The organism is Novosphingobium sp. BL-S-19, assembly GCF_055521675.1.
Genome location: NZ_CM145498.1, coordinates 2,850,255 through 2,876,662 on the forward strand (window position 1 = coordinate 2,850,255; position 26,408 = coordinate 2,876,662).

At 57.5% G+C, this 26,408-nt stretch carries 34 protein-coding genes; 19 read left to right on the forward strand and 15 right to left on the reverse strand.

Features of this window, described 5'->3' with window-relative positions; translation table 11 throughout:
* Window positions 1-61: 61 nt before the first annotated feature.
* The 5 genes from ACZ1JV_RS21625 to ACZ1JV_RS21645 form a co-directional block, all read right to left on the reverse strand.
* A complete protein-coding gene (locus ACZ1JV_RS21625; protein WP_465150461.1) occupies window positions 62-1,834 on the reverse strand; it encodes an ATP-binding protein in 1,773 nt (590 codons plus the stop codon).
* A gap of 121 nt (window positions 1,835-1,955) precedes the next feature.
* A complete protein-coding gene (locus tag ACZ1JV_RS21630; RefSeq protein WP_465150462.1) occupies window positions 1,956-2,717 on the reverse strand; it encodes a TIGR02186 family protein in 762 nt (253 codons plus the stop codon).
* The gene (locus ACZ1JV_RS21635; RefSeq protein ID WP_465135797.1) at window positions 2,714-3,628 is read right to left on the reverse strand and encodes a sulfite exporter TauE/SafE family protein; all 915 of its coding nucleotides are present in this window, start codon (window positions 3,626-3,628) and stop codon (window positions 2,714-2,716) included. Before ACZ1JV_RS21635 ends, ACZ1JV_RS21630 begins: the two co-directional genes overlap by 4 nt.
* A gap of 47 nt (window positions 3,629-3,675) precedes the next feature.
* On the reverse strand, window positions 3,676-4,950 hold the full coding sequence (locus ACZ1JV_RS21640; RefSeq protein ID WP_465150463.1) for a hypothetical protein: 1,275 nt from the start codon (window positions 4,948-4,950) through the stop codon (window positions 3,676-3,678).
* A gap of 11 nt (window positions 4,951-4,961) precedes the next feature.
* Complete coding sequence (locus ACZ1JV_RS21645) at window positions 4,962-5,996, reverse strand: glycosyltransferase family 2 protein (protein ID WP_465150464.1); 1,035 nt, start codon at window positions 5,994-5,996, stop codon at window positions 4,962-4,964.
* Window positions 5,997-6,029: 33 nt separating this feature from the next.
* Between ACZ1JV_RS21645 and ACZ1JV_RS21650 the strand changes: the two genes are divergently transcribed.
* Window positions 6,030-7,595 (forward strand): recombinase family protein, encoded by a 1,566-nt coding sequence (locus tag ACZ1JV_RS21650; protein WP_465150465.1) that lies wholly within the window; start codon window positions 6,030-6,032, stop codon window positions 7,593-7,595.
* Between the two features lie 149 nt (window positions 7,596-7,744).
* Window positions 7,745-7,966 carry an SHOCT domain-containing protein gene (locus tag ACZ1JV_RS21655; RefSeq protein ID WP_465150466.1) on the forward strand — a complete coding sequence of 74 codons (222 nt, stop codon included), beginning with the start codon at window positions 7,745-7,747 and terminating at the stop codon, window positions 7,964-7,966.
* 5 nt (window positions 7,967-7,971) lie between these two features.
* Here the strand turns inward: ACZ1JV_RS21655 and ACZ1JV_RS21660 are convergent, their stop codons facing one another.
* Complete coding sequence (locus ACZ1JV_RS21660) at window positions 7,972-8,166, reverse strand: hypothetical protein (RefSeq protein ID WP_465150467.1); 195 nt, start codon at window positions 8,164-8,166, stop codon at window positions 7,972-7,974.
* 179 nt (window positions 8,167-8,345) lie between these two features.
* On the opposite strand from ACZ1JV_RS21660, the gene ACZ1JV_RS21665 reads away from it, so the two are divergent.
* Window positions 8,346-8,705: a DUF2958 domain-containing protein gene (locus ACZ1JV_RS21665; protein ID WP_465150468.1), complete on the forward strand. Its 360-nt coding sequence runs from the start codon at window positions 8,346-8,348 to the stop codon at window positions 8,703-8,705.
* An 81-nt stretch (window positions 8,706-8,786) separates the two neighbouring features.
* Here ACZ1JV_RS21665 and ACZ1JV_RS21670 read toward each other — a convergent pair whose 3' ends face one another.
* Window positions 8,787-9,347, reverse strand: coding sequence for a hypothetical protein (locus tag ACZ1JV_RS21670; protein ID WP_465150469.1), 561 nt, complete (start codon window positions 9,345-9,347; stop codon window positions 8,787-8,789).
* Between the two features lie 129 nt (window positions 9,348-9,476).
* Window positions 9,477-9,887 carry a hypothetical protein gene (locus tag ACZ1JV_RS21675; RefSeq protein ID WP_465150470.1) on the reverse strand — a complete coding sequence of 137 codons (411 nt, stop codon included), beginning with the start codon at window positions 9,885-9,887 and terminating at the stop codon, window positions 9,477-9,479.
* 204 nt (window positions 9,888-10,091) lie between these two features.
* Between ACZ1JV_RS21675 and ACZ1JV_RS21680 the strand changes: the two genes are divergently transcribed.
* From ACZ1JV_RS21680 to ACZ1JV_RS21690, 3 genes are read left to right on the forward strand one after another with little or no spacing between them, the layout of a single operon-like run.
* On the forward strand, window positions 10,092-10,562 hold the full coding sequence (locus ACZ1JV_RS21680) for a hypothetical protein (protein WP_465150471.1): 471 nt from the start codon (window positions 10,092-10,094) through the stop codon (window positions 10,560-10,562).
* On the forward strand, window positions 10,559-10,765 hold the full coding sequence (locus ACZ1JV_RS21685; protein ID WP_465150472.1) for a hypothetical protein: 207 nt from the start codon (window positions 10,559-10,561) through the stop codon (window positions 10,763-10,765). Before ACZ1JV_RS21680 ends, ACZ1JV_RS21685 begins: the two co-directional genes overlap by 4 nt.
* The gene (locus tag ACZ1JV_RS21690) at window positions 10,762-10,971 is read left to right on the forward strand and encodes a hypothetical protein (protein ID WP_465150473.1); all 210 of its coding nucleotides are present in this window, start codon (window positions 10,762-10,764) and stop codon (window positions 10,969-10,971) included. Before ACZ1JV_RS21685 ends, ACZ1JV_RS21690 begins: the two co-directional genes overlap by 4 nt.
* 468 nt (window positions 10,972-11,439) lie before the next feature.
* Here the strand turns inward: ACZ1JV_RS21690 and ACZ1JV_RS21695 are convergent, their stop codons facing one another.
* From ACZ1JV_RS21695 to ACZ1JV_RS21710, 4 genes are all read right to left on the reverse strand, one after another.
* Window positions 11,440-12,078: a lecithin retinol acyltransferase family protein gene (locus ACZ1JV_RS21695; protein WP_465150474.1), complete on the reverse strand. Its 639-nt coding sequence runs from the start codon at window positions 12,076-12,078 to the stop codon at window positions 11,440-11,442.
* Between the two features lie 111 nt (window positions 12,079-12,189).
* Complete coding sequence (locus tag ACZ1JV_RS21700) at window positions 12,190-12,348, reverse strand: hypothetical protein (RefSeq protein WP_465150475.1); 159 nt, start codon at window positions 12,346-12,348, stop codon at window positions 12,190-12,192.
* 3 nt (window positions 12,349-12,351) lie between these two features.
* On the reverse strand, window positions 12,352-13,320 hold the full coding sequence (locus ACZ1JV_RS21705) for a DUF2971 domain-containing protein (protein WP_465150476.1): 969 nt from the start codon (window positions 13,318-13,320) through the stop codon (window positions 12,352-12,354).
* Window positions 13,321-13,368: 48 nt separating this feature from the next.
* Window positions 13,369-14,202 (reverse strand): RES family NAD+ phosphorylase, encoded by an 834-nt coding sequence (locus ACZ1JV_RS21710; RefSeq protein ID WP_465150477.1) that lies wholly within the window; start codon window positions 14,200-14,202, stop codon window positions 13,369-13,371.
* Between the two features lie 204 nt (window positions 14,203-14,406).
* Between ACZ1JV_RS21710 and ACZ1JV_RS21715 the strand changes: the two genes are divergently transcribed.
* Window positions 14,407-14,781 carry a terminase small subunit-like protein gene (locus ACZ1JV_RS21715; RefSeq protein WP_465150478.1) on the forward strand — a complete coding sequence of 125 codons (375 nt, stop codon included), beginning with the start codon at window positions 14,407-14,409 and terminating at the stop codon, window positions 14,779-14,781.
* On the opposite strand, the gene ACZ1JV_RS21720 is transcribed toward ACZ1JV_RS21715, so the two are convergent.
* Window positions 14,778-15,314, reverse strand: coding sequence for a recombinase family protein (locus ACZ1JV_RS21720; RefSeq protein WP_465150479.1), 537 nt, complete (start codon window positions 15,312-15,314; stop codon window positions 14,778-14,780). The two genes, ACZ1JV_RS21715 and ACZ1JV_RS21720, sit on opposite strands and share 4 nt — an antisense overlap.
* A 367-nt stretch (window positions 15,315-15,681) precedes the next feature.
* Between ACZ1JV_RS21720 and ACZ1JV_RS21725 the strand changes: the two genes are divergently transcribed.
* Window positions 15,682-16,167, forward strand: a complete 486-nt coding sequence (locus tag ACZ1JV_RS21725; RefSeq protein ID WP_465150480.1) for a hypothetical protein — start codon at window positions 15,682-15,684, stop codon at window positions 16,165-16,167.
* A gap of 142 nt (window positions 16,168-16,309) precedes the next feature.
* Window positions 16,310-16,759, forward strand: a complete 450-nt coding sequence (locus ACZ1JV_RS21730; protein ID WP_465150481.1) for a hypothetical protein — start codon at window positions 16,310-16,312, stop codon at window positions 16,757-16,759.
* Window positions 16,760-16,807: 48 nt separating this feature from the next.
* Here ACZ1JV_RS21730 and ACZ1JV_RS21735 read toward each other — a convergent pair whose 3' ends face one another.
* A complete protein-coding gene (locus tag ACZ1JV_RS21735) occupies window positions 16,808-17,341 on the reverse strand; it encodes a hypothetical protein (RefSeq protein ID WP_465150482.1) in 534 nt (177 codons plus the stop codon).
* Window positions 17,342-17,436: 95 nt separating this feature from the next.
* On the opposite strand from ACZ1JV_RS21735, the gene ACZ1JV_RS21740 reads away from it, so the two are divergent.
* The 3 genes from ACZ1JV_RS21740 to ACZ1JV_RS21750 all read left to right on the forward strand — a co-directional run bounded on the left by ACZ1JV_RS21740 (window position 17,437) and on the right by ACZ1JV_RS21750 (window position 21,440).
* On the forward strand, window positions 17,437-18,873 hold the full coding sequence (locus ACZ1JV_RS21740; protein WP_465150483.1) for a phage terminase large subunit: 1,437 nt from the start codon (window positions 17,437-17,439) through the stop codon (window positions 18,871-18,873).
* Window positions 18,874-18,939: 66 nt separating this feature from the next.
* Window positions 18,940-20,370: a DUF4055 domain-containing protein gene (locus tag ACZ1JV_RS21745; protein WP_465150484.1), complete on the forward strand. Its 1,431-nt coding sequence runs from the start codon at window positions 18,940-18,942 to the stop codon at window positions 20,368-20,370.
* On the forward strand, window positions 20,370-21,440 hold the full coding sequence (locus tag ACZ1JV_RS21750; protein ID WP_465150485.1) for a minor capsid protein: 1,071 nt from the start codon (window positions 20,370-20,372) through the stop codon (window positions 21,438-21,440). The genes ACZ1JV_RS21745 and ACZ1JV_RS21750 overlap by 1 nt, the downstream gene beginning before the upstream one ends.
* On the opposite strand, the gene ACZ1JV_RS21755 is transcribed toward ACZ1JV_RS21750, so the two are convergent.
* Window positions 21,432-21,851, reverse strand: coding sequence for a hypothetical protein (locus ACZ1JV_RS21755; protein WP_465150486.1), 420 nt, complete (start codon window positions 21,849-21,851; stop codon window positions 21,432-21,434). The genes ACZ1JV_RS21750 and ACZ1JV_RS21755 overlap by 9 nt on opposite strands.
* A 148-nt stretch (window positions 21,852-21,999) precedes the next feature.
* Here ACZ1JV_RS21755 and ACZ1JV_RS21760 point away from each other — a divergent pair, with 148 nt between their 5' ends.
* From ACZ1JV_RS21760 to ACZ1JV_RS21790, 7 genes are all read left to right on the forward strand, one after another.
* Window positions 22,000-22,653 (forward strand): hypothetical protein, encoded by a 654-nt coding sequence (locus tag ACZ1JV_RS21760; RefSeq protein ID WP_465150487.1) that lies wholly within the window; start codon window positions 22,000-22,002, stop codon window positions 22,651-22,653.
* 100 nt (window positions 22,654-22,753) lie between these two features.
* Window positions 22,754-23,713: a hypothetical protein gene (locus ACZ1JV_RS21765; protein ID WP_465150488.1), complete on the forward strand. Its 960-nt coding sequence runs from the start codon at window positions 22,754-22,756 to the stop codon at window positions 23,711-23,713.
* 91 nt (window positions 23,714-23,804) lie between these two features.
* Window positions 23,805-24,197, forward strand: coding sequence for a hypothetical protein (locus tag ACZ1JV_RS21770; RefSeq protein WP_465150489.1), 393 nt, complete (start codon window positions 23,805-23,807; stop codon window positions 24,195-24,197).
* Complete coding sequence (locus ACZ1JV_RS21775) at window positions 24,194-24,544, forward strand: hypothetical protein (RefSeq protein ID WP_465150490.1); 351 nt, start codon at window positions 24,194-24,196, stop codon at window positions 24,542-24,544. The genes ACZ1JV_RS21770 and ACZ1JV_RS21775 overlap by 4 nt, the downstream gene beginning before the upstream one ends.
* The gene (locus ACZ1JV_RS21780) at window positions 24,544-24,861 is read left to right on the forward strand and encodes a hypothetical protein (protein WP_465150491.1); all 318 of its coding nucleotides are present in this window, start codon (window positions 24,544-24,546) and stop codon (window positions 24,859-24,861) included. Before ACZ1JV_RS21775 ends, ACZ1JV_RS21780 begins: the two co-directional genes overlap by 1 nt.
* Window positions 24,861-25,295 carry a phage tail terminator-like protein gene (locus ACZ1JV_RS21785; protein ID WP_465150492.1) on the forward strand — a complete coding sequence of 145 codons (435 nt, stop codon included), beginning with the start codon at window positions 24,861-24,863 and terminating at the stop codon, window positions 25,293-25,295. Before ACZ1JV_RS21780 ends, ACZ1JV_RS21785 begins: the two co-directional genes overlap by 1 nt.
* Before the next feature lie 73 nt (window positions 25,296-25,368).
* Window positions 25,369-26,316: a phage tail tube protein gene (locus ACZ1JV_RS21790; RefSeq protein WP_465150493.1), complete on the forward strand. Its 948-nt coding sequence runs from the start codon at window positions 25,369-25,371 to the stop codon at window positions 26,314-26,316.
* Window positions 26,317-26,408: the final 92 nt, after the last annotated feature.

Sequence of the window (26,408 nt, forward strand, 5' to 3'; positions counted from 1 at the left end):
CGAAACCCCTCCACCGCCTTCAGGCGGCCCCCTCCCCTTGCAGGGGAGGACACAAGCGCCGTTACCTACCCTGCGCGCGCCAGCGCTGAACGGTGCGCAGGACGGACTCCTCCTCCCCGCCGGAGCTGTTCCACAGCTCGGTGAACGAAGGGTCGGCCGAGGCGGGGCGCTTGTACTCTTCCAGCTCGTCGAAAGAGACGCGGATCGGGATCGTCACGCCCTCGCCGCAGATGATGCATTCGCGGTTGCGCAGCGCCGGAATGGAATCGAGGAACCCGCGTGCGCCTTCCGGCATGGCCGCGCGCACGAAAGCCTGGTCCCGATCGTTGTTGAGGCGCATCGAGATGATCGTGCCGCACTGCGACAGCACCCCCTCGGCAAGGTCGGACGGGCGCTGGGTGATAAGACCCAGCGAGATGCCGTATTTGCGGCCTTCCTTGGCGATGCGCGAAAGGATGCGGCCTACCGAGGATCCATCGGCGTTCTTCTCGCTGGGAACGTAGCGGTGCGCTTCCTCACAGACGAGCAGGATCGGCCGCGTCTTCTCCTCACGCCCCCAGATCGCATAGTCGAAGACCATGCGGCTGAGCACGGCGACGACAGTGCTGGTGATGTCCGAAGGCACGCCCGACACGTCGATGATCGAGATCGGCCGGCCATTGGAAGGCAGACGGAAGATCTTGGAAATGAACTCCGCCATCGTATCGCCCACCAGCATGCCGGAGAACATGAACTGGTAACGCGGATCGCCCTTCATCTCGTCGAGCTTGTTCTTGATGCGCATGTAGGGCGCGCTGGAGTGGCCCTTGTCCAGCTTGCCCATGTGGTTGTTGAGGATGATGGACAAGTCGGACAGCAGATAGGGGATCGGCGAATCCACGGTGATCTTGCCCAGCTGTTCCGCCAGCCGGCTCTTGCCCCGCGCTTCCAGCAAGCACTTGCCGAGGATCTCGGTATCCAGCTGGCGATCGTCCCCGCGCGAGGTCAGCAGGATCTCGCAATGCTCCTCGAAGTTCATCAGCCAGTACGGCATCTGCAGGTTCGACACGTCGAGGATCACGCCGGTGTTGCGGAACGCCGATGCATATTCGCCGTGCGGGTCGATCATGATGATGTGACCCTCCGGCGCATGTTCGCAGATGCGGTGCAGGATCAGCGCCGCACTGGTCGACTTGCCGGTGCCAGTCGATCCCAGCAGCGCGAAGTGCTTGCCCAGCAGTGCGTCGACATAGAGGCCCGCGCGGATGTCCTTGGTGGGATAGACGTTGCCGATCTGCACCGCGCTGCGTCCGTCGCTCGCGTAGATCTGGCGCAAGTCCTCCGTCGTCGCGGGATAGACCAGCGCGCCGGGAGAGGGATAGAAGGTGACGCCGCGGCGGAAGCCGTGGATGCGCCCGGTCAGCCGCTCCTCGCTCCCTTCGCCCAGAAAGTCCGCCTCGGCCACGATGCCGCCGGGGATTTTGCTGTCGCTCTTCTGGTTGCGGACGCTGGCGAGCAGCCACCCATTGCCGACCCGAATCTTCACCTGGCTGCCGACTTGTCCGGACTGCGCGACCGAGGGATCGCCGTCCTTCATCACTTCGCCCAGTCGGTTGATGTCGAGCGCGATGCGCGTGCCGGCGCCCGAAATCTCCAGGATCACGCCGATCGGCTCGCGCCCGGTATCCAGACGCGGCGCCTGCCGCTGGGCGGCGGCGTGAGCGTGGGGATTGGGGGCGCTGGTCCCCGGATGCGCGGCGGCCTGTGGTGTCGGTTGCCCCACAGGCTGCGCTGCCGGTTGCCCGGCCTGCGGCGCGCGCGCGGGATCGAAGCCTTCCATCTGCATCTGGTTCATTGTGCCCTCGAAACGGTACCGGAAGGAAAATTCCGGGCCATTGAGAGCTATGACCGGGCAGTTAATTTCCAGCTAAGATCGCACTCGTACAAAAGTCTCAGCACCAGGTCGAGCCAGCGCTTCAGCGCAGCGCGAAAAGCCGGCCGGCGATCCAGCCCATGCCCACCGAAACGATCACCGCCAGCAGGCCATAAGCAAAGCCGTAGTTCTCGGCAAAAGTGGCGATTGCCCGCTCCACGCCGAGCTTGCGCACTTCGACCTGGCTGCTGGCCGATGCCACCACGCGCCCCTTCGAAATGGCGAAAGTCTCGGCCGTGTAGGTTCCCGTCGGGACGCGCGAAGGCAGGCCGATGCGCGCCTGGTAGAGCACTTGCTCGCTGACCTTCACGCCGCCCTCATCCTCGCGATAGAGCCCGTTGCGGCGATTTAGGTCGACCAGTCCGTTGGCGAAGCGCGTCTGCTCATCCGGGTCGATCGCGCCGATCGGCGAGAGTTGCAGCCATTTCAGCCCCAATTCGTAGATCGCCGCTGTCTTGTCATCGACGATCCGGGCGATAGGCTTGGTCGAGGCGATGGCATAGTACGACGGCGCCGAACGCAATTCGGTGCTGTTCGTATTGATCCAGATTCCAGCCACCTTGCGCTTTTCACGCAGGATGATCGATTGGGTCGGCCCCTTCAGCACGACGACGATGTCATAGTCCTGCGCGGCGCGTGATCCTTCCGGGGTCAGGATCGCGCCGAACAACAGCAGTTCGGTACCGGTAAAACCCTGCTGCAGCGCCACTTCATGCTGCGAGACTTCGGGCACCAGGATCGGATCGCGCGCGCCGCCCAGCATGACCGCTGCCAAAAGAGCGAAAGAGGCGGCAACCAGCCTCATAGCGGGGCGACCGTGAAAATCTCGTCAGGCCGATATCCCAGCCCGATCGCCATGCGCCCCGCCACCAGCAGCACGATCACCGCCAGAATCAGGCGCAGTTTCACCGGGCTTGCCTTCTGCGCGAGCTGTGCGCCCATCTGGGCCCCGGTAACGGAGCCGAACAGCAGCAGCGAAGCCAGCACGATGTCCACGGCATGCGTGGTCATCGCGTGCATCATGGTGGTGGCGATCGTGGTGAAGAGGATCTGCCAGAGCGAGGTGCCGACGACGACATTGGCGCTCATACCCAGGATATAGAGCATGGCCGGCACCAGGATGAAGCCGCCGCCGATGCCCATCAGCATCGTCAGGATACCGGTGGCGACCCCCAGCAACAGTGGCGCCAGCGGTGAGATGTAGAGGCCGGATCGATAGAAGCGCCAACGCATCGGCAGGCTGGCGACCATCGGGTGATGTCGGCGTTTTCGCGCCGCGATCGGCACGCCGCTGCGCTCCGCCCGAATCGCCTGAATGCTTTCCTTGGCCATCAGGCTGCCGATCGAACCCAGCATCCCGACATAAAGGATGTTGATCACGGTATCGATCTGGCCCAGCCGCGCCAGCAGGTTGAACAGCAGCGCGCCGATCCCGGTACCGACGATGCCGCCGAACACCATGACCGACCCCATCAGGTAATCCACGCCGCCGCGCTTGGCATGGGCGAAGACGCCCGAAACGCTGGCGCCGGTAACCTGGCTGGCGGCCGATGCCGCCGCGACCGTGGGGGGAATGCCGTAGAAGATCATCAGCGGCGTCGTCAGGAAGCCGCCGCCCACGCCGAACATTCCCGACAGGATCCCTGTCAGTGCACCCAGCGCAACGATGACCAGCCCGTTGACCGAGAGATTGGCGATGGGAAGATAGACATCCATTCCAGTTCTCTCGCTAACGCAGCACGGCAGCGGAGAAAAGCCGCGAATCAGAAACCTGCGGAAAGAGTCAGCGCCGGTCCGGAGTCCGGTTTGGCGTCTCCGGCAACGCGGAAACGCCAATCGACCGCCAGACGCCCGAACACGTTCTTTGCCAGAGGCAGCGCCAGCGTGGCCGAGGGCCCCGCATCCAGCCTGCCCGCCCCCTTCTGGACACCGCCCCACAGCCCCCCGCCCAGCCGCGCTTCCGCGCGCGCCAGACTGAACAGGCCGCGATCAACCCGAAGCTGTCCTTCCGCAAACGGCGTCGCGAACTTGCCTCCGACATAGCCGGCTTGGCCATAGGTTTCACCGCGCAACCGGTGCGGCAGTTCGAACGGCGGCAGAGCGGTGATCGCCATGGCGACCGGCTGGAACCAGTGCTGCCCGGCCTGCTGGGTCATGCGCGCTTCAAGGGCGGTCACCACTGGCAAGCTTGGCAAAGGACGTGCGGCGAGGCCGATTGCGGTGGCGATCTCGTTCCGGGTCTGCCCCAGCGTGATCGTGGATCGCAGGTAGACTTCGGGGCGATAAGCAGACTGCCGCGCCAGTCGGTAGCGGACGATCGCACCCGTCTGGCTGGCGCCATAAGTGGCCGGCAATGCGCCGTTCGCCAAAGGCCCCGCGCCATTGCCGCGCAGCAACGCCCAGGAGTCGACCGACCAGCGCTTCAACGCAAAGGCGGGTCGTGCGGCTCCGTCCTGCCCCTCCGGCGGCGCGACCTGCCCGGCACCTGCAGGCGCATCGACGGGTAACGGCGCGGAAAGCAACGCGAAGGACGGCAAACCGGCAGGAAGCCGCCGCGGCGCAACGGCCCCCATCGGCGTTCGCGGAAAGTCCCGCCCAGGGTCGACAGCGGCCCAGCCTGGAGCCTGCTCGTTATCGGCATTCGCCTGCGCAAAAAGGGCCGGGTCGCGCCCCGCTGCACCTGCCGGACCGGGCACGAAAACATAGGCTATGCCGCCCGGATAACCGGCGACGCGAACCTGCCGGAAAACCGTCCCGCGCGGAACCATCGCGCCGGGCTGCCAGTACTGTGGAGGGCCATAGGCCTGGCCGACAGGTGGCGGCACGTCCGAATATCCGCCGGCATACGGATAGGTTCCGGTAAACGACTGGGGCCCCGTCGCAGGGTCGACGCGATAACCGCCCTCCCCTTCCGTGCCGGCGCTTGCCGTACCTATCGCCGGCGCCGCCACCGAAGGCTCCGCCTCCCATGCCGAGAGCCTGCCGCCCGCCCATCCGCAAAGCACCGCGAGCAAGGCGACCACGGGCTGTCCGCGCATACGCCCCGACATCATGCAGCCGTCCGCATAGGTTCGGCCGCCGCAGTCCCACGTATCGACGAAACGGCCGCCGCTGGGCGATTTTGAGCAACGCGGTGGCCACTTGCCGGAATGGCCGCCGGATGGGCCGCGTGGCGCGTCTTGTCCCAGACGACCGCACCGCCCGCCAGCGTCCGCACATAGCTGGTCAGTGCCCGGCGCGTGGCAAGTATCGCGATGATATTGGCCACCGGCAGGCGCAGAATAGCCCAAACCCCTTCCATCGCACCGTATTCGCGGGCGGTGAACATCCCTCTGAACGCGCATCGCCATGCCAGGCTGACGGCGCATGCAATCAGCATGGTCCGCAGCACGGGCGATTGCATCGGCAATATCTGCCAGCCACTGAGACGAAGAATTGCCAATGCCGCCTCCACCACGATCAGCAGATAGCTCGCCGCCAGGATCACCGCCGTCAGCGGCCCGCGCCGATCGCGCAGCGCCATCCAGACATCGGCCATGCCTGCGGCCCGCCCGGCGCGCCCGTCGATGCGGCTCCAGCCCAGCCGGTCCCAGGACTGAAACGCGATGCCATGGATCCAGCGCGTCTTCTGCCGCACCGAATCCTCCAGCCGATCCGGGAAATAGGCCCGCGTAGCGACCAGTTCGCCCTGCGGATCGCGCGCGCGGACGAAGCGCCCCTTGCCGCCTTCCCGCCAGACCAGCACGCCCAGTTCGTAGTCTTCGGTAAGGCATTCGGCCGCGAACGGTCCCTTGCCGCCCGCCGCCACGCGCTGCTGTGCAATCCGCGCCAGCATCTTGCGGGAGAACCCGCAGCCCACCCCTGCAGCCGGCAACGCTGCCCCCAAGGCATCGCGCACCACCAGCGATTTGCCATGGGCTTCGGCAAACTCGTCGAGATAATGCCCGCCCACCCATCGCGAGCGCGCCTCGCGTTCGGCACGGACCGGCAGCTGCACGAAATCAGCGTGGTCCAGCGTGCGATCGATCACGGTCAGTTCCGCGGAATGGACCATGTCCTCCGTAATGGTTTCGGTTGTACCCATTTTTTATTAACGCGTTCCGTCTAGGGGAAATACATGACCGACAAAGCCAAGCCTGCCTTCCTGTACGCTCGATATTCCTCCGCTAATCAGAAGGAGGACTCGATCGATCGACAGCTTCGTTATGGCCGACAGATGATCGAGAGCCACGGTTGGAAACTCGTTCAGGAATTGAAGGACGAGGCCAAGAGCGCGTTTAAGGGCGCAAACCGGGAGGTCGGAACGGACCTCTACGAATTCGAGCGGAGAGCCCGCGAAGGTGAGTTTGCTTCGGGCGCTGTCTTGGTCTGCGAAAACGTAGACCGCCTCAGCCGACAAGGTGCGAAAGCCTCAGCGCGTCTCATCTGGTCGCTAAACGAATCCGGCGTGGACGTAGCGACGTATCATGATGGGCACGTTTACAAGGCGGGCGAAGACACCGAACTGATGGACCTCTTTTCGGTCATCATCAAAGGCGCGTTGGGCCGAGAGGAGAGCAACAAGAAATCAAAACGGTCGCAGGCTCATTGGGACAAGACGTTCGCCGCAATCCAGAACGGACAGAAAGCGGTTCATACTCGGCAATGCCCAGCTTGGATCGACATCGTGGATGGGCAGTACGTTCTCAACGAGCATCGCGCCGAGATCGTCCGCAAGATGTACCGATGGTACTGTGACGGTTTGGGAAGCCTTCAAATCCTCTACAAGTTGCGCGCTATGGGGGAGATTTCATGGTCGAGCGAAAAGCGCTACAAAAACGCTAAGGAGTGGACGCCCAGGTATATCCACAAGGTCTTACAGGCGCGACAAGTCATCGGTGAATACGTAACGATCAAAGGCGAAACTCTCGCGACCGACTTCTACCCTGCGGTCATTGACGTGGTCACGTTCGACAAAGCACAAGCGGTTCGTAGAACTCGGAGGCGGTCTGGTGGCGATGCCCGTCGTCGCTCACAGAACCTCCTCGCCAACATCGTAAAATGCGGGGAGTGCGGGAAGTCGGCAACCCTACAGAGCAAAATGACGAAGAAGTGGGGAATGCGATATTATGTACGCTGTAACGAGGCGAGGTATCAGCACATCGCCTGCGATAACCGCGTAACAGTCAAGTACCATATTTTGGAGGCAACCATCCTTAACCAGCTCCTTCCCCTGATCGCCGAAGCAAGGGAGCGGGAACAGGAGACGGATCACAATCAGATCGCATTGGCAGAACTTCGCCGTGAGAAGGATATTCGCCAGCAGCAAATCAACAACGTGTTGAACGCGATCACTGAAGGGAACGCACCAAAGTCGCTGATACAACGGCTGACCGATTTAGAAGCCGAAATGGAGAGCTTAGACCTCCGGCTGATCGAACTAGGCGCGGCCCGAAATGCGGGCGCATACAAGCCGGTGAAATCTGTGGAGGCCTCTATCGTCGACGATCTTCGAAGTGCCATCGACAGCGATGATTTAGATGAACGGTTCGAAGCGCGGACTGCGGTGAACGCTGCGCTGAGCCGCCTCATCTTGCGCATTGACATCAACGCCGATGACACCTTCGTCGTCAGGCCGGATGAAAACTCATGGTGGCTATTCGACACCGAAGGCAAATTGCTTGAGGGCCAGTACGTTCCCTGAGAACTCCACACAGGGCCACTCAGTAGAAGAGCGCCTCGACTAACCGGAAGCGCTCTTTTTGCCCTCTATGGGCAGCGCAGGGTAGAATAGGCTACCCTTCAACGGATCAGCAGGTTAGGCGACCATGCGGCTAAACGTCAGGGGGATTTATGGGTGAAGTAATTGGCGCGATTGTATTCTGGGCCATCTTAATCAGCGGCTTCATGTACATCGTGCGTCGTGGGCGCAGGGCTGGAGCGCAACCGGCCAGCAAGCCCCTCCCCCGCTCCATGTCATCCCTGAACAAACTCGAAAAGCTGAAAGACCTTCGCGACAGCGGCGCGCTCACCGAGGAGGAATTTCAGGCCGAGAAAGCGAAAGTCCTTCGCTGACCTAGTTAGGTGCGAGGTAATTCAACGACATCATCGGGATGACCAACTTCAACGCGGAAGAAGTTGGAGTAGCGCTCCACAGAGCAACCAACACCCGCGAACTGAATACCGAACTGATCCTCTTCGTACTCTGCCGAGCAATCAATCTCGCAAACGAGGTAATCGGCAAGAGCAGCAAGTTCCTGAGTGTTGAGAAGCATTATGGGCACTCCGTGGTATCGTCGTGCCGATCTATCAATAGCCATCTACATCAGGTGTCATCCACTTTCTTCTTCAAAACACCGGGAAAATAGCCACTCCGCAGACCACTCTTTTCTTGCGATCCACTCCAGACGGCTTTTGATGTCCTTGAGCACATTTTCGAGAAAGGAAGTGCTCAATGGATTGGACCGAATTGCTTCGCCCCGAGACGCGCGTTGCGCTGCTCAAAAACTACAAGGAACAGGAACCCCGCAAGGGCACCGGCGGAGAGATCGACTTCCAGCCTGTCTGTCGGCTGTTCGTGCCCTATGGCGCTGCCACGTTCCTCATCACGGAATGCGATGCTGATGGCTTGGCATTCGGGCTTGCGGACATGGGGTTTGGCACTCCCGAACTCGGCTACATCAGCCTTTGTGAGCTTGCGGAAGTGAGGGGAATGAACGGGCTTCGTGTTGAAGAAGACCTCAACTGGACTGCCGAACACACCCTGAGCAAGTATGCTGCACAAGCGCGCTCCGCAGGGCACATCGTGGCATAAATACGAACGGAGGAAGAGGTCTTTGGCTTCCTCCGCTCCTTTATTCGGGAAAGGCCTCGCTCTCGCGGGGCCTTTCTTGTGTCACTTGCTTTTGGATTTTGTCTTCGGGCTGCTGACAATCTCGGCATCAGGCTTATGACCGACTTCCGCGATTAAGGTCCGATCCGGGTTCATCTTATTGCGATAATTCGCGGTGATGGTCTGCTTCTGCGCAAACGAAAGATCGCTCCAGTCCTTACGAGCGGTCCAAGCCTTATCGCCGCTCGACTTACGCGAACCACTGACAGTACGGACCTTGGCGCTTTCCAGCGCGGTCTTGATCTCGCTGTCGCACTCTTTGCCCTCGACGGCAGCCTTCAATTGCTTGAGAGCATCGACGAACCGCTCTGCCGGAATGTAGTGCTTTTCCTTACCACCCAGGATTAGCTCTTTGCCCTTGATGACGGGCGAGAAGCTCACGGCACCATTGGTGCCCTTCTTCCATACGCGGTTCGGTGCCTTGCTATCGGGGTTAGCTTGATACTGAGTGATCGCCTTGTCGATCATCGTTGCCACCTGAGTGCGTCCAGGCTCGGGCTTATACACGGGGGCATTGAAGCCATTTTCGAGAGACGGGTCGGTCAGATCAAGCCAGCTAGCCACATGTACCTCCTACGGCAATTTGCATGTGACATACCTCATCGAAGAGAGATGGCAAACTCCGACGATGTTTAGAGGCTAAAGAAAAAGGGAGCCACTAGGGCTCCCTTGAGGTCTTGTATGTTGGCTAGCTTATGCGGGCTGCGGCGCTGCCTTCTTGCTGGCGCGCGTCTTGCGCAGCTTCTCCTTGCGCTCTCCCATCGCCTTCTCAGCATCCTTCAACTGCGCATCGAAAGCGCCCTTCTCCACCTCTGCGGCAAAGTGCTTCATCGCGGCAGAGAAGTGTTCGGTCGGAACGACGACCTTGGTTTCCTCACCGTTGAGCTTGAGAGGCTTGTTCCCGATGCGCAGTGTGAGAGCGACTTCCTTCTGGCCGAGAGTGAACCAGCGGCGACCTTCCTTGCCGGGGTTGGCGTAGAAGTCCAACTGACGCTTGATGCCGTCGAGCAGGATGGCCTTGGCAGTACGTTCCTGGTTGGCACCCTCTGCGAATTCGTTGGACTTGCTTGCGGGCAGGATCATCGCGGGGTTGAAGTTAGCCATTTTGTAAACTCCGATCTGCGCAGCGCTTTATTGCCCTGCCCACATCGTATGTTGCCATCTACCCAGATAATCATCCGAAGAATTCAACCTCCTCCAACTCTTTTAGGTTGACGCGGAGGAAGACAGGTAGAGCCAGAAGCGCGGGTTATTCTCCCCCAGGAATAAATAACTCTGGAAGACACATTCCAGAGAGAGGAAACCCCAATGACATACATCTTAATCGGACTGGCAATCGTAACAGTCCTACACATCTACTACCGCATCGGCTGCGTTCATCAGGCAACTCAAGCCACTTACCATAGCGACCATATCATGGAGCATCACCTTGCACTCCAAGGACACGATGTTCGCCTAATTGCGCTTGAGAAGAGCCTCGTGGCCGTCGCGAACACGGCCAATGAAGCATACCGCAAGAGCAACCTCATCAAATGGGACAACGAAGGCGCTGCCCGCTTTCCCGGCAACGTGATTGCTCAAAGCAAGCTCAACGGTACTGTAACCTCAATCGGCCAGTACAAGGGTATGTGGCCTGCCTCTAGGTCCAGCTATTCCGATAGCGCGGAACATCTTCGTGATGCGCAACTAGATCAGGCTAATCGCTGGCACATGAGCAAGACCAATCGCCGCGATTTCGGGGACAAGACCGACACGAACGACAACGGCGGTGACGAATGAGCCGCCCTGCCTTGACGATCCCGAACGAGACTGTCGAGGATATCGCATTCCGTGTGGCAATTGGAGAGACTGTTCGCAGCATCTCCAAGGCCACCGGGCTTTCCGAATACTACGTCAAGAAGATCATCAAGCATCCTGGCTTCACGATCCTTCTCGACCACAAGCGCAGGGAGATTGCTGCCCTGAATGGAGGTGCGGCATGATTGATCATCCCGAAGGCTGGACCCTCGTTGAAACCCGGTGGTTGACCGAGAATGAGACATTCGAACTGAACGAATGGCTACGCGGGATGGCGACGTCAGATTACGACATCGCCGCTGATCAGCGAGCACCGCACCACTTGGTCGTGTATTTCGCGGAGAAATCGGACGCGATGTGGTGCAAGTTAGCATGGGGCGGCCAAACATGACCTACCACAATCAGCACGACACCCACGATGAACTCGTGGTTGTCTTTAGCGCCCCGAAAGCCGCTCTCATGCTGAAACTCGCCCTCGGATAGCTTTCGCAACCGCACCACCGGCAGCAGCAACACCTAGACTGGTCGGTGAGTATAGGACCAAGAGCAAAAACGCGCAGAAGAACATGACGGCCAATAGGACCGCCAGAAATGCCGCAATGTAGGGATGATCCTTCGCGAGAAAATCGCGCGCCAACCCGAGATAACCGTCAACTAGAGACTTGAACATGCCGCAAACCCTCAGCCCGCGACCACCTAGGTGATCGTCGTTGGATGATTGGGCCGCCTCGGTTTTCGGATGTTTTCGGTTTCAGTTTCGCGGTTTAGTCGAGTTTCGGTTTCGGATTTTCAACGGTAGCCCGCCCAAGACATAGGTCGAATGGGGCTCGATATCAAGCATGATAAGCAGCCAAGGTAACTAACCGGCGATCACCTGAGACGATAGGATCGACCGCTCCACCCACATTCCCTTCATTTCAAGGAAGTCTGGAACGCGAGGCAGAGCATTGTACACAGAAGCTGACGACTTCACATAAGGGCTCTGACCAGAGAACTTAATGCCGGTGCGGCACCAAATTGCGAAATGCTGGCAGTTATTGCTGAGGACCTTGTAGCCGCCTTCGCCAAGGCGGGATCGCGCGTTCGCCACTGTTTCCGTATCTGAGAGGCACTTCTTCCCCTCGATCTGATCGGGGAAGCCCACCACGTCCACCACATCAGAACCGCCAATGAACCGGGCCATGCCAGTTTCCTGGATGGTACAATGCTTGGACCGCTCGCCGTCGTTTGACGTGTAATGGATCACTCGACCGCCGCCGACATAGACGCCGTAATGGCGAAAGCCCTTCCTCTTAACCCGCAGCACCATCCCGGCTTCGATGCGCAGCTCCCCCTTCAGCTTCCCACGAAAGGCGGATTCCCCGAAGATGACAGGATCGGTTTGGAGCTGCCGGGAAAGATAATCCTCGGGCGGAGTGCCAGCTATCTTATCGACAAGATCGGCGGCCAGCATAAACGGCATAGTTGCCACTTCAAGCAAGGTGGAAAAAACTCTCATGCTCCCCGCCTATCCGGTAATGCTTAACAATCAGTCTCACTGAACCGCGCCCCAACAATCCACAAGGACGATCAACGCGAAGCGCCTTCTAGCCCTGGCACGTATGCGAGACTAATACTTCCCATATCCGGGGAGTTTGCGGCGCTGCTCCTCAATGCGCTTCTGCTCCTCCATATACTCCGGGGATGTCTTCTCCACATAGGCATCTGGATCAGTACAGAAGTCCCGCATCTGATCGTCCAGCTTATCCAACTCGTCCTTCTTGCTCATGTCTCAAACCTGTTGGCGTAGAGGTACGTTGCTATAGAAGATGCGCTTATCAGCATTCTGAATTCCAGCGGCCTCCATCTCGTCCTTCAATGCCCGGAAAACTGTCTCGGGATATGCGCACGGCCCTATCATAATACCGACGAGTAGTTTGTCTAAATCAAGTTGAGGGCAATCGAAGGTGCCTGGGTTGTGGAATGGGATTTTGTAGACGGACTGCGGAATGCCACCGATAGTGAACCGCTCTGGCTTCATGTATTCGGAACCAAAGTGAAGCGGGCGATGGAGTAGCCGCCACTCTTTCTCCTCAGCGAAGGCCGGATGCTTGATAGAGAGCATCGAGGTCTGGAGAACCTCAGTTGCCGTGTTTTTGATCATCTCTCTGTCGATGGTTTTCAAGAACTCGACGTTGCCCTCGATATTCTCAAGGCACTCCTCGAACTCGATATGGAACTTGGGGGCGTCACCATAGAGCACCGGCGTGGCACTCACCTCCAATGGAAGGTCTAGTTCCATATCCACCACGCCGCCCCGAAAGATAAAGGCAACACCAGCCACCGGCCCGCCATAAGCGCGCCACATTGACAATCGACCATACTGCTCTGCTATGTGATGTTCACTAAGTGATGTCAGAAAGAAGACTTCACGGGCATGATTAAGGCTCTCTTGATAAGAGGCCATTACCTCTTCAAAAACGCCCTCATGAACTGCATCCAGAGCCACTTTGAACCGGCCACCCAGTGCTTTAGTAAGAACCGTGTGGACGATGTTGCGACCATACTCAATCTCAGAGTAGTCATTCATAACCGCTGCGTTGCGCAACCAGAGTGACCGGCCAGAGAGTATCTTCATGGCTGTCTCTGCGGTCGTGTAATGCGCGAGTGACAAGTTCTCCTTTTCCATTATGCCCACTCGCTTGCGGTCATAGCAGAAGAACAGTTCAAGCATCTTGCGCGTAGTATCGTCGATTGCCACGGTTGCCCCCGTTAGGTGTCTAAATTCAGCGAAAAATATAAAGCAAGACTAGGCGCCTGCCAGACCTCGCCTGAACCATCGATTGCCGCACTCAGCGAATTCGACCTTGATGCCCTTGACCTGATAAGGCGCACACGATCTTACCTCCAGAGCATCTGGATCAAAGACGGCGATGTTGTAACCATCATCCTCGCCAAACTGGCTCTTGTAGATCAGAGCATCATACCCCTGACGCTTGAACACTTCCGCGAGTATCTGAGTAGGAGCATAATCGGCCACATTATCACTAGAGGTAACCGGCCTAGAGAATGCCTTGTCGATAGAGTTCCATACCTCTTTCCGTTTCTCTTCTGCGGTAAAGGGAATGCTGTTTATGAGTTTGTCCAGATGTGCAAACGAGACAGAGGATTTGTGTCCAACAGAAAGATCGAGAGCCCTCAAGGGACGAGTGACTACCATTTCGGCAACTGACAACTCAGCACCGATCCAGGGCCGGACTTCCGATATAGCAGTCTCGATGGTCTTCCCTACATACAAGACAGGAATGCCGACGGGATTTGCACGACCCTCTCTGGCACGATCACGCAGAGGCTTCATCCTACTGGCACTATAACCAACTGGCTCTTCGTGGATGAGTTCACCATCGTCATCATATCGGGGTTGATAATCAACACCCTGTTGCGCTCGATAAAGGGCGGCACCAACTGGAATGGGAGTGTCTCGCTGATTGATGGTCGCAACGACTGTTTCGAGGAACAAGCGCACTTTGTCATCGAACACGTAACGATTGGTAAGGCGAACGCTTTGGACGAACTTACTGTAACTGAGCCATGATGCGAACTCTGGCTTAGTGGGATCGTCGAACTCCATTTCATCACTCATCTGATCTTGCCCCCCTAGAATGTCCCTATTTCGGCCCCACGCCATAAATACGATATGGCAAAGAAATCCAGCACGATACAGGGTGATCCACCAGTTAAACACACGCAAACCGTTATGGCAGAGCTTGTGCCCGTCATTACGAGCATTGCACAGGATGCTACCAGGAACCGGCCTGGACAGCCCACAAGGCGTACAGAAGCCCTCGTGGACGAAATCTGCGAGCGTTTGGAGTGTGGCGAGGCTCTCACGATGATCTGTAATGATCCCGCCATGCCCGGATATCGAACCGTGATGACATGGCAGCGTAAGGACGCCGAATTGAAGGCCCGGTTCAACACGGCCCGAGAGGAAGGCACCTATGTTCTGGACGACATCGCGGAACTGATTGCGCGTAAGGTGCCCGGCTATTCAAGCAACGATTACCGTTACGACGATATGCTCGTGGGCGTTCTGGCGCAGCGCAAGCGATATGCGAACAGGAATCGCTTTGGGGAAAAGACCACGCTTGAGATCCAGCAAGCCCTACCCGTCATCATCGACGCCAGCATTATCGAGGGTGATGGCGGCGACGGCGTTTAATCCATCAAGCGATATACCGATTGCCTGCTGATCCCCAGTTCCCGTGCTACGGTGCTGGGGTTCATGCCCTCAGATAGCATCGCATTTACCCGCTGAGCGTCAATGCGGCCCTTCCCGCCCTTATACGCACCACGCGCCCGTGCCTTAGCGATACCCTCTCGTTGACGCTCTCTGCGTAGATCGTTCTCGAACTCCGCCACACTACCAAGCACACCCAGGATTAGCTTGCCCATGCTGCTGGTGGTGTCGATGCCTGCCTGATCGATACAACGGAACCCGACGCCCTTGTGGATAAGCGTGTGGATCATGTTGTGGAGGTCATGTGCAGAACGGGCAAAGCGGTCGAGCCTCGTTACCACGAGCACGTCCCCTTCCCGCACGAACTCTAGGCAGCGCTGCAACTCCTCACGGTCGGCTGTCGTACCGGATTGCTTCTCGCTGAAGACCTTCTCGCATCCGGCCTGCCCTAGCTTGTCGAGCTGAACTGCCAGGTCTTGGTCAGTGGTGGAAACGCGAGCATATCCGACGAGCATGTGTCACCTCAGGTTCTAAGACCCAGTGGCGATGCTGTCACATTCCCTGCCAATCAACCTATTTGTGACACCTTGCGTTACGTAACGGCAGGGATTGCCCTGTTGTGACACCCGGCTCACATGCGATGCCCGTAGATGCTCTTACAGGGCAGACCTGTAAGACCGCTACAAGGACATGTCCGAGGGGCGCCTTGGCCCTGTAAGAGCGTCACAGGGGAAGGATGAGCATTGTCAGGGGGTATATACCCCTAGGGTGTGGGAGGGGCGGTGTGGGGCACGATATCTATTTTCGACCTTCCAAAAACCTGACACCCTGGCGCGCGATCAGATAATCAGAGATACGGCTTTCAAACTATCGGGGGACACTATGCCTGTATTGGCGCTTTTACTTGCTGCTCAAGCTCTAACCTACGACGATATCAGCCCAGACCGATTTTACGTCGCTGGCGTCATCCAGGGCATGACGCTAGCCGAATATAATTCGATGATCGTCAACGGACGGCAGATTTCAAAGCCCATCGGCATCGATCGATACATTGCCACCATCGATAAGCAGGATATCGTTGTCCAGTTCTGCCAAGGCAAAGTGGTGTCGGCGATGCCGCAGTACACATCTGCCCAGTGGATCGCCTCCTTACAGGCGCTTCAGCAAAGAGGGTTCCAGTGGCTAAAGCCCTATCCTAACGCAGAAGATGGCAAACGCTCCGCCGTCCTAGCGATTTCCGGCATGGCCCCCAAGGGCTTCAACTACACAGCCAACCCTATGATCAAAGCCTTCTCCGTTGAAAATAGTGACCTTCCTATTTTCCAGATCGCTTTCGAAGCCCTCGATAACCCATGTCGGACCCAGTGACGCCACCTGAGATTTTTCTTTAGTCTCTAAAAAACCTGTCTCGGATTTTTTTGCCACCTTTCCAAAAACCTCCTTGGCGCACCGCGCATTGGTTTATAGGCGTTCCCAATTAGCTGAGACTACTGAGCAGAATGGGGGCCATATGAAACCGAAAGCATTGCTTCTTCTCACGTCTATCGCCTTGGTGTTTCCAACGGTGGCCGCCGCAAAAGAACAGCAAATCCGTTGCACCATGAATAAATCCCAGGTCACGACCAACAATCCCTACGCTGACCAGCGAGCGAACGGCCAGCAACAAACGACCGTTCGCAGATACATTTTGGACGATGTGAAACGGACCGTGTGGAAGGCCCCTAACGGTCAGCGCGTTCCCTTTTGCGAGGGAACGATTACCTGCAACGTGAAGTACAGTGCGACCACGATTACTCGGACATCCGAAGAGAACATGGGCTCATCGGAACTCGTCATAGATCGGATCACTGGGACGATTTCCGACACTCAGTTGCTTCGTAACGGTCAGGGTCAGATCGTCATGCGGATGTTTTTCGGCGGCACTTGCGTTCCCGAAACAGCAGCCGACCGGAAATTCTAATCCGATCAATCACACTGATGGCGGGAAACACGTCCCGCCATCAATCCCTTAGAGCTTTGCGATGATCTGTTCTGGCACCGCTGGAACGTCAATCCATTCCACGCGCCATTCGTATTTGTTGTAATCGGTAGTCCTGAGCCTGACCTCTACACCGCTAGGCAGCTTCCATGTGGAATAACGACGAACTTGCCTGTCCTCGCTACCACCCAGCCGACACAAGCCCCCGATAGCGCCAGAGCCACAGCGGTTCGGCTCCTTCACTTTGAAGTCCACACTATCGGGCTCGCCATACTTCGCGCCTAGCCCGCGAACCACTGGACCTTCACACTTGCCGATTGCCTTCTCGCTTCTCGACATCGAGACACTGGACAGTTTCCCGTCTCGATAGCCGAACTGCAAATCCGCAATACAGCTATCTCCCAGATCAACACGAACGAACTTCCCCAGGCCTTTCGTTGGGGGATAGAGCGCGTTCACTTCGGCTTCTGACATATCGGTTGCGAGGTTATTCCAGAGCGGCTTTGCCTGAACTGGAGTGCTGACTGTTAACAGGGCTACAACGGCACAAATTCGCGTTCTCATCGACTACTCCCTCTTGTCTACGACTTGCTTGTGTACTGCCGTAGTTAGCGCGCGTCACTAATCGAGGGCGAACGGGCCATTCCTCTAAATAAAGGATGGCAGGAGAGACTAAGAAACCGACCGCAGGCATTCGTCATGACATCAGCAAGCGCAACCCAGATCAGGTTACAGCGCACAAGATAGTTACGACGCCTGGATACAAGTTCTTTCTAGCATACGGTGGCTCGGGCGGTGGTAAGTCGTTCTTCTGGGTCGATGTTATCGTTGAGCGTTCTGTTCGCGCTCCGGGCTCGCGCCATGCGATCTTCCGACTAACTCGCAACTCGTGCGAGAAAACCCTCTTCGACAAGACACTTCACGAGGTGTTGGACAAGGCTTGGCCGGGTTTGAAGGATCAACCGGGCTTCGAGATCAGCCAGAGCACCATGACAGTCACCTTCCCCAACGGGTCGAAGATATTCTTCGATGGCTTGGACGAGAACCGAATGACGAAGGTGTTGGGTGACGAGTTCAACACGATCCTGATTAACGAGTGTAACGAGGATGGCCTTGGCTACGGTCAGGTTTCCACCCTGCTTTCCCGACTTCGCGCGAAGACAGAAACCTACGATGGCAAAATCCTCACCAACAAGATGTTCTTCGACTGTAACCCGCGCTGGTACAGTGATTGGGAATACAAGGCGTTCATTCAGAAGATCAATCCGCTGGATGGTGATGCACTTCACAACGCAGAGCAGTGGACGGCTTTCAAAATGGAAGCTGAGTCCAACCAAGAGAACCTCCACCCAGATTACATAGACAGTCTGATGGCCGGTTCAGCTTCTAGCCGCCGTCGATATGTGACGGGTGAGTGGTCAGATGAGAATTCCAACGCACTTTTCGTCGGGAAGTATTTCGTAAATCACCGCATTCCCAAGCCAGCAAGCATCTCGACGCCAGAGCAAACGCTGGCATATTTGGCCGAGCAGGACATCGACCTCAACCGCGTCACACTGGCTGTTGACCCCGCGACGAAGGGCGACACTAAGAACGACCTTCACGGCATCACTGTTCAGGGCGTCTCTGGTTACGGCAAGGATGCCGAGGTCTATGTGTTGGCCGACTACAGCCGCAACGGCTCACCAATCCATGTCTGTGATGTGATCGCGGAGGCCTATAAACAGTGGGGCGCCTGCCGCATCATCATTGAAGACAACGCGGGTGGTAGATGGCTTCAATCGACCATCATCCAGCATAGCCCTCACCTACAGGGCGCTTTGAAGTTCGTGAACGCTAATCGAACCACTGGGGACAAGACTTCTCGCGCTGAACCTGTGGCTGGCATGTACGAAGTCGGCAAAGTCCATCACGTTGGCACTCTAGCGGAACTAGAAGCCCAGATGTGCGATTGGGGCAGTCCAGCTAGCCGCAAGAAGTCCCCTGACAGGATGGACGCCGTTGTCTGGGGCATCACAGAGCTTCTCGACCTCAACCAAGAGAAGAAGCCTTCCCCCGGTGCTCTCATCATCAACGCGGGAAACCGCCATAGGTAATAAGTAATTGGCAGGGCCGCTCCCTGCCATTGAAACGCGAACTCGCCACGGCGGCAGAGGAGACCTGTGTATAAGATCAACGAACCGACTAAGGAAATCGCAGCATGGCATGACCGCTGGAAGCGCAATCGCGACTTCGTAGCTGGTGAAGAGGCGGTGAAGAAGGAAGGGCTAAAGTACCTCCCGAAAGCCCGCATCGATGATTGCGAGGCTGAGTACGCAGACCATCTACAATCGACCGGCTTCTTTCCCGCCGCTTTCAAGATCGCTCAGGGTTGGACCGGCCTCATTTATCGCAAGCTGCCTAAGCGCTCCATCGCCAGCAAGCGCGTCGAACTCCTGACAAACCTCATCACCCGCGACGGTCGATCACTGGATGAAGTGTCCGAGTGGATGACCCGCGAAACGATGATTACCAATTTCACGATCTCGGTAACGGACCACCCTTCCCGCTCGCAATTCCCTGTCAACATGAGCGCTGCCGACGAACTACGCCTTGGCTTCCGTCCGTATGAAGCCCTGTACGTCGCTGAGAGCATCCTGGAAGTTACCCGTGGCTTCATCGACGAAGCCCGCGTCGGCCTTGTCCATGTGCGCCTGCTCGAAAACGAGGGCAAGCGCGTTCGCCAGATGCTCATCAATGGCGCTGGTCATTACGAGGTCCGCATTCACGATCAGGTTGAAGGCGGCGATTTCGTCGAAACCAGCGTCGTCGTGCCCACGGTGAACGATCAGCCGCTTACCGAATTGCCTGTTACGGTGCTGAACACCGAAGGCAGCATCGTTCCCACGCCATCGATGCTTCAGCACTGTGTGGACTTGAACCTCCAACACTATGTCGTCGAGGGCAAGCTGGCGGCAGCGCTGCAAATGACTTCCGGCCCTATCGCGTACATCACCGGCTTTGAGCCCGAGGTGGATCAGAAGACGGGCAAGGTCATCGACCCATTCACCGGCCAGCCAACCGACAAGATCGAGTTTCCTGTCGCACCGGGCGCGGTGTGGGCCTTCAAGTCGAAGGACACGACCGTCGATTGGTTCACCTACGACCCCAAAGGCCAGGAACTCGTCACCAATAAACTCCGCGACCTCAAGGACGCTCTCTCGGCTATCGGTCATTCCATCCTTGCCCCGGAGAAGCCCGCACCAGAAGCAGCCGAAACCCAGCTTATTCGCCGCGCAGCAGAGAACGCGATGCTCGCTGACTTCACGAACAAGTGCAGCGGCCAGCAGCAGGCGGTTTGGCAGCGCTATGCCACATGGGCAGACCCGAAGAACCCGGCGCTGACATTCGAACTGAACGTCGATTTCCTTCCGCAGCCCATGGACGCGCAGACCGGCGAATTTCTGTCCTCGCTCGTCGATAAGCGCCAGCTTTCACTCCAGACCTTCCACGAAGCCCTCGATGAAGGCGAAGTCATGCCGCACGGCTTTAGCCCGCAGGTCGAGGCCGAGCGCATCGCCCAAGAAGCGGCTGATAGGCCATCGACGCTCTGATGTCCGTCAACTCCGATCTACAAGACCGCGCCATTCAGCACGCCATAGCCATCTTGCGCTATGGCGCCGGCATCTCCGACAGGATCGTGCGGCTGCTCAACAGCGCGGATGCCGATCTCGTCGAGAAGATCGCTACCCGTCTCGCCGTGATCGAAGAGCGCGGGTACGACCTTGGCCCGAAAAGCACCAAGCGCTTGCTGGCGCTGCTCAATGAAATCCGATCCCTCAATTCCGAGATCTACCGTCAGCTACATGACAGCCTGGCCGACGAGCTAAACGAGTTCGCCGCCGCCGAAGCCGGGTTCCAGAAGGCAGCGATCGACAGCGCCCTCGTCGTTGATATCGCCACAAAGCTGCCCACGCCCACGCGCCTAAAAGCGATAGTCGAGGAAGTCCCCTTCAAGGGCCGCCTGCTCAAAAGCTGGACCGAAGGAATGGAGCAAGGGCGTATCGACCGCGTTTCGGAGGCCATTCGCAATGGCATGGTGCGCGGTGACACCACCGACCAGATCGTGCGCAGCATTCGCGGCACCAAGGCACTGCATTACAGCGATGGCATTCTGGACGTATCCCGCGCGTCTGCACAGAGCGTCGTCCGCACTGCCGTCAACCACGTCAGTAATGTCACCGCACAGGAGACATGGAAGGCCAACGCTCACGTTGTGAAGGGATGGCAGTTCCTAGCTACCCTGGACAGCCGCACCACTCCTCAATGTGGCAGCAATGACGGCAAGATGTTCCCGATTGGCGAAGGGCCAATCCCGCCACTTCACATTCGTTGTCGTTCGATCAGTGTCGCCGTCACGAAGAGCTTTCGAGAACTCGGCCTAGACAAAGACGAACTACCTGCCGGTGATCGCGCAAGCATGGACGGTCAGGTTGCTGGCGCGCCCCGCTTTGCTGATTGGCTGAAAGGCAAGGATGCCGCTACGCAAGAGAAGGTGTTAGGCGTCACTCGTGCCGAGATGTTCCGTTCTGGCAAACTGGACCTTGCGCAGTTCGTCAAGTCGGATGGCACCCTCCTGACATTGGACGAACTGCGAAAGAAGTACGCGGACCTATTAAGCTAACTTCGCAATCTCGGACCTACGCAAATGCATTCGGTCACGCATCTGACCCAGAATTGCCGCAACGTAGTTCGGTGTGGACTCCATAATGCCCACCTCGAATTTGCTCTCAAGATAGATGCGTCCGATCTCACCAAATACCTGCGGTTCCGACGTGGCGAGTTGTTGGATGGATAGAAGTTGGAGACGAAGACCTTCGATATCACTGATCGACTTCCTCCAGAGCGATCCCTCTCCGGCAGTCGCATTGACCTGACCTCTAGCCTCGTGGGTCTTTGCCTCGATTCCCGCAGTCAGTCTGATGACCTCACCAATCAGGTGGGCTCGCTTCTCGACGGTATCAGCCTTCTCCTGAGCTTTCATATGTCGGGCAAAGCGCTCTTGGCCATTCGCTATGTAAATTGCCACTGCCATCGCAAACAGAGTTCCGAAACCCGACACCCAATCTGCGACATTTCCCCAGTCAACGGCTAACGGACAGAACAATCTCACCCCCTCGATAAATAGTCATGGAGGCCAGCACGGCTCCTTACTAACCGGCCAGCATGGCGGAAAGGACATAATGACTATTGACGAGCTACAGGCTCAACTTGCTAAAGCGCAAGAGAGCATTTCAAAACTAGAGGCGACCAATCAGTCGCTTAAGGACGAGAACAAGTCCTTTTCCACAAAAATCCGAGAAGCCCATGAGGCTGCTGAAGGCGCAGAACGCGCTCGGGAAGCCGCCGCCGCCGAAGCCGAACGCGCTTCTGGCGACGTAGCCGCTATCGAGAAGCGCCTTTCCGACAAGTTCCAGAAGGAAATCGACAGGCTCAACGGTGAACTAACCGCTCGCGACAATGACCTTCGCGCAGTTCGCGTAGACAACGAGATTGCCAGGGCTCTCACGGAGGGCAAGGTACTCGATCATATGGTTGGACCACTCACCTATCAGTTCAAGGCGATGGCGCAGTATGACAAGGGTGTGAGCTCTATCGAAGGTAAGCCAGTGTCAGAGTACATTGGCGAGTATCTCGGGACAGATGCAGGCTCTCACTATGTTCGCGGCTCCACAACGAGTGGCACTAATGCGACCGGAAACTCCTCAACCGTCGCACCTGAGAAGCTATCTAAGCGACCGACGACACAGCCAGAGTGGGACTACCTGGATAGTCTCGAACTACAGGCTCGTAATGCTCTCTGTGATCGCATCGGTGCTTCTGATTTGAAGCTCTAAATGATCCTCAGAACATCAGCCGAATAAATACCGGGCAAGCCACTTACGCTTGCCCGGCTCCGACAGTGAGCCGCAGTTCACTAAGTTGGAGATAACAATAATGACAATTACCAACACCACTATTGCTGGGCTGGCTGGTTCCGAACGCAAGATGGACGTGCGCGTCACCGCTATTGCGCAGGAAACCAATGAGCTTGTTCAGTCCGGTCTCACCACCACTAGCACTGAAATCCAGGCGCTCGCAAATGGTGGTCCTCGTAAGATCACTCTCGACTACCTCAAGCCTCTGTCGGGTGAAGCATTCAACGTGACCAACGACAACATCAACTCCGAAGGCGATGTTGGTGCGATTGAAGGTGGCACCTTCAACGCAATGCGTCTCGATCTCAACTACGCTTTGGCAACCACTGACCTGACGCAGATCATCACTCAGTATGGCAAGCAAGGTGATCTCGCTGCCGCACTCGCTGGTCATCGCAATGCCATCACCAAGTCCATCTACTTCTCGATGGTAACTGGCGTTCGCGCTGCTCTCGCTGACAATGCCGCAATCACCCACGAAGTTGCCACGGATTGGGACATGTCGGTGATCTATGACGCAACCGCAACTGCTGAAGAGTGGTCGCCACTCTTCAACGTCCTCATGGTTTCGCACACTCGTTATGCGAAGCTACAGGCTCAGGAAAAGAACGGCTTCGTCCCGGCATCGCAGACCGGCACCCGATTTGCGGATTATCAGGGCTTCAAGCTCATCAAGTCGAACAAGCTGACCGATGACGAGGCTATCGTGGGCCGCACCGGCTCCATCGGTTACGGTGAAGGCACCGCACAGGTAGCTTTCGAAGTCGAGCGTAAGGCCAACGCCGCTGGCGGCGGTGGTGCTGACATCCTTCACTCGCGTTTCTCGCGCGCTGTTCAGGTGCTCGGAACTTCGTATGAAGGCAACATCCCGACCACCCCAGCACAGGTAAAGTCCTACCTTGAGGCTGCTGCTAGCTGGTCGAAGGTCGCTCCTGACGCCCAGTTCGGCCTGCGCTTCATCAAGTTCAACAAGGTCTAATCCATTCCTCGCGAACGGAAGGAGCCCGCTCTGGCGACGGAGCGGGCTTCGCCATGTCCCGACAATAAATAACGAAAAGCCGGGAGGACACATGGCAATCACATTGGATCAGGTGGACGCATTCCACACAGACAGGGGCAACACCGAGTGGGCAGACATTGCCGATCGCAATGCCGCCCTGCTCAAAGCATTCGATTACGTCGAGCAGGCATATGCTCCCCTCGTGGATGGCGCAGAGGATACCCCTCGTTACCTTCTCGCGGTGGCAACCCTTGCGCTGCGCATCAGCCAGAACCCCCAGGACGGCGTTGCCGCTCCGGTCGTGAAAAGCGAGAACAAGGAAGGCGCTGGCTTCAAGAAGGAGGTCGAATACTTCGAACCTGTCTCGGCCGATCCCTTCCCGGGCGTCACCAAGCTATTCGAGCCGCTGCGCGTTAGCACGGCCACCCCATCGGTCAGCTTCGGCAAGCTGGTGCGCCGATGACCTTCTACGATGAGATGGCTGAACTGGCCGGGGAAATGCTCGACGAATTCGGCGCGGACGGCATCCTGAAGCGCACCGGACCAGAGGGCCAGGAATGGAACCCCGTCACCGAACAGCTTGAGCCAGTCGGCGGGGCGCCCCTGTCCATCCCTGTAAGGGCCGCTGTAGGGCCTATCCAGATGAAGGACGACCAAGGACGCGCCGTGACCGTTAGTGTCGCTACGATGCGCGAGAAGCCCTTACAGGGCGACAAGTTCGAATGGGGCGACCTCACTTACATCATCGGCGATGTCACCGCCCTGCCCCTCCAAGGCAAGATCGTCGCGTACATTGCGGAGGTGCAGTGATGGGCATGAAGATCGACTTCTCCGACCTCCTCAAGACGATCCCGAAATTCAAGGAAGCTGCCGAACAGGCCGTGCTCGACGCCACCAAGAAGGTGACACTCGACGTACACGCCAACGTGGTTCGCGGTTCGCCAGTGGATAGCGGCGAGTTTCGCGGCAACTGGACCGTGGAGACACCATCCAAGCCGTTCGAGAGCGGCAAGGTGGAGAACAACACACCGTATGGCCCTGCACTCGTTCACGGCCATTCCGATCAGGCACCGAATGGATGGCTAGATAACGCAATCCTCGCCGCCACCAAACTGCGAGGCAAGTGATGCTCGACCTAGACGAAAAAGCCCTCAATGACCGCTTCGCGGCAACCGTGCTCTCTTACCAGAGTGGCACTAAGACTGTCACACTCTCAGCAACTCAAAGGCTCGTCCAGAACCAGCCAAAGACCAATCTGGATGAGACACTCCCTTGGGTGCGTTTCTCGATCTCTCCCGGTGAGAGTGAGCAGGATACGCTAGAGACGAACCCGGCCTATCTCCAACTCGGAGTTGCCTATCTTCAAGTGTTCGCACCGAAGGGAACAGGCATGGGCGCTGCTCGCCAGATCAGAGACAAGTTCGCTTCGTCATTCCGTGGTTGGACCTCGGAAGACGGATACACCTCTGTCACTCGCATTGGATACACGACAGTCGATCAAACCGATTACACGCAGATCAATGTGACTGTGACTTGGGAGAGCAAGAGGCGCTCCAACTAAGAGACAATTCAGTCGGCCAACTAAATAACGAAGGAGCCAGCGGGCTCCATTAACACGTTATTGGAGGCCGCGAATGGCATATCTCAATTCTTCCGATCCGACTTACTCGATCATCGAGGAAGTCGAGCCGGGCACTACTCCCGATGTCGCAACTCGTTTCGAGTTGCCAGTCTCTACCGATCAGGCTCCGCCTACCTATTCCACCGCTCAGATCGCGAGCAACACCAAGCGCCCTAACCGCGCGAGCAATGGCGCTCAGCAAGGCGCAAGCTCTCTTGAATGGAGCGTTGAAACCCGTCTCCAGAAGAGCGCTGTTTTTGATCTTCTTCTCAAGAGCGCACTGTCGGGTGGTTGGGCAACCAACAAGCTCTCCGCTGGCAAGACCGACACCTACTTTTCGGTCGTAACTGCCCTCAAGGCAAATGACGCTACTGACCCGGCTCCTGCTAACGGTATGTACTACGTCGATAGCGGGGTGATCGTAAACAACTTCGAACTGGCTTCTTCTGCCGGTGATGGCGTGTCCACCACCTTTGGTATGCTGGGCATGAAGCGCGTCACCGACGATACCGATCACGAAGCCAGCGTTACCGCGCTTGATGCTACTGCTCGCGAGTTCACCTACAAGCACCTCAGGAACGTCAAGCTGGTTGGTCCTAACGGCACTGTCGATCTTGGTGTTTCCTCTCTCACGCTAACCATCTCCCATGAACGTGAACAGCGTCTGGTTTGTGGCGTCGATGAAGCCGTTGACATCGGCACCTCCGGTGCGCGCAAGGTAACTGGCGAACTGAACATCTATCGCGAGAGCTTCCAGATCAACGAAGACGTTACCGGCCAAGCCCAGAAGCTGTCCTTTGAGGTCACTCTCAATGGCGTGGGTTATCGCTTCACCGTTCCAGCAGCTACATTCCAGAGGCCAAGCGATGAACTCTCGGGTTCGAGCATTCTGGCGAAGCTGACCTACGATGGTGGTTATGACGACACCGCGAAGACTGACGTGTTCATCGAACGTCTCTAACCCTTACTGAGCGGTCTTTCCTCTCTCCCTTCCTAGACCGCTCAGGTGGCGTGGCTCTCATGGGTCACGCCATTCCCTTGGGCAATAAATAC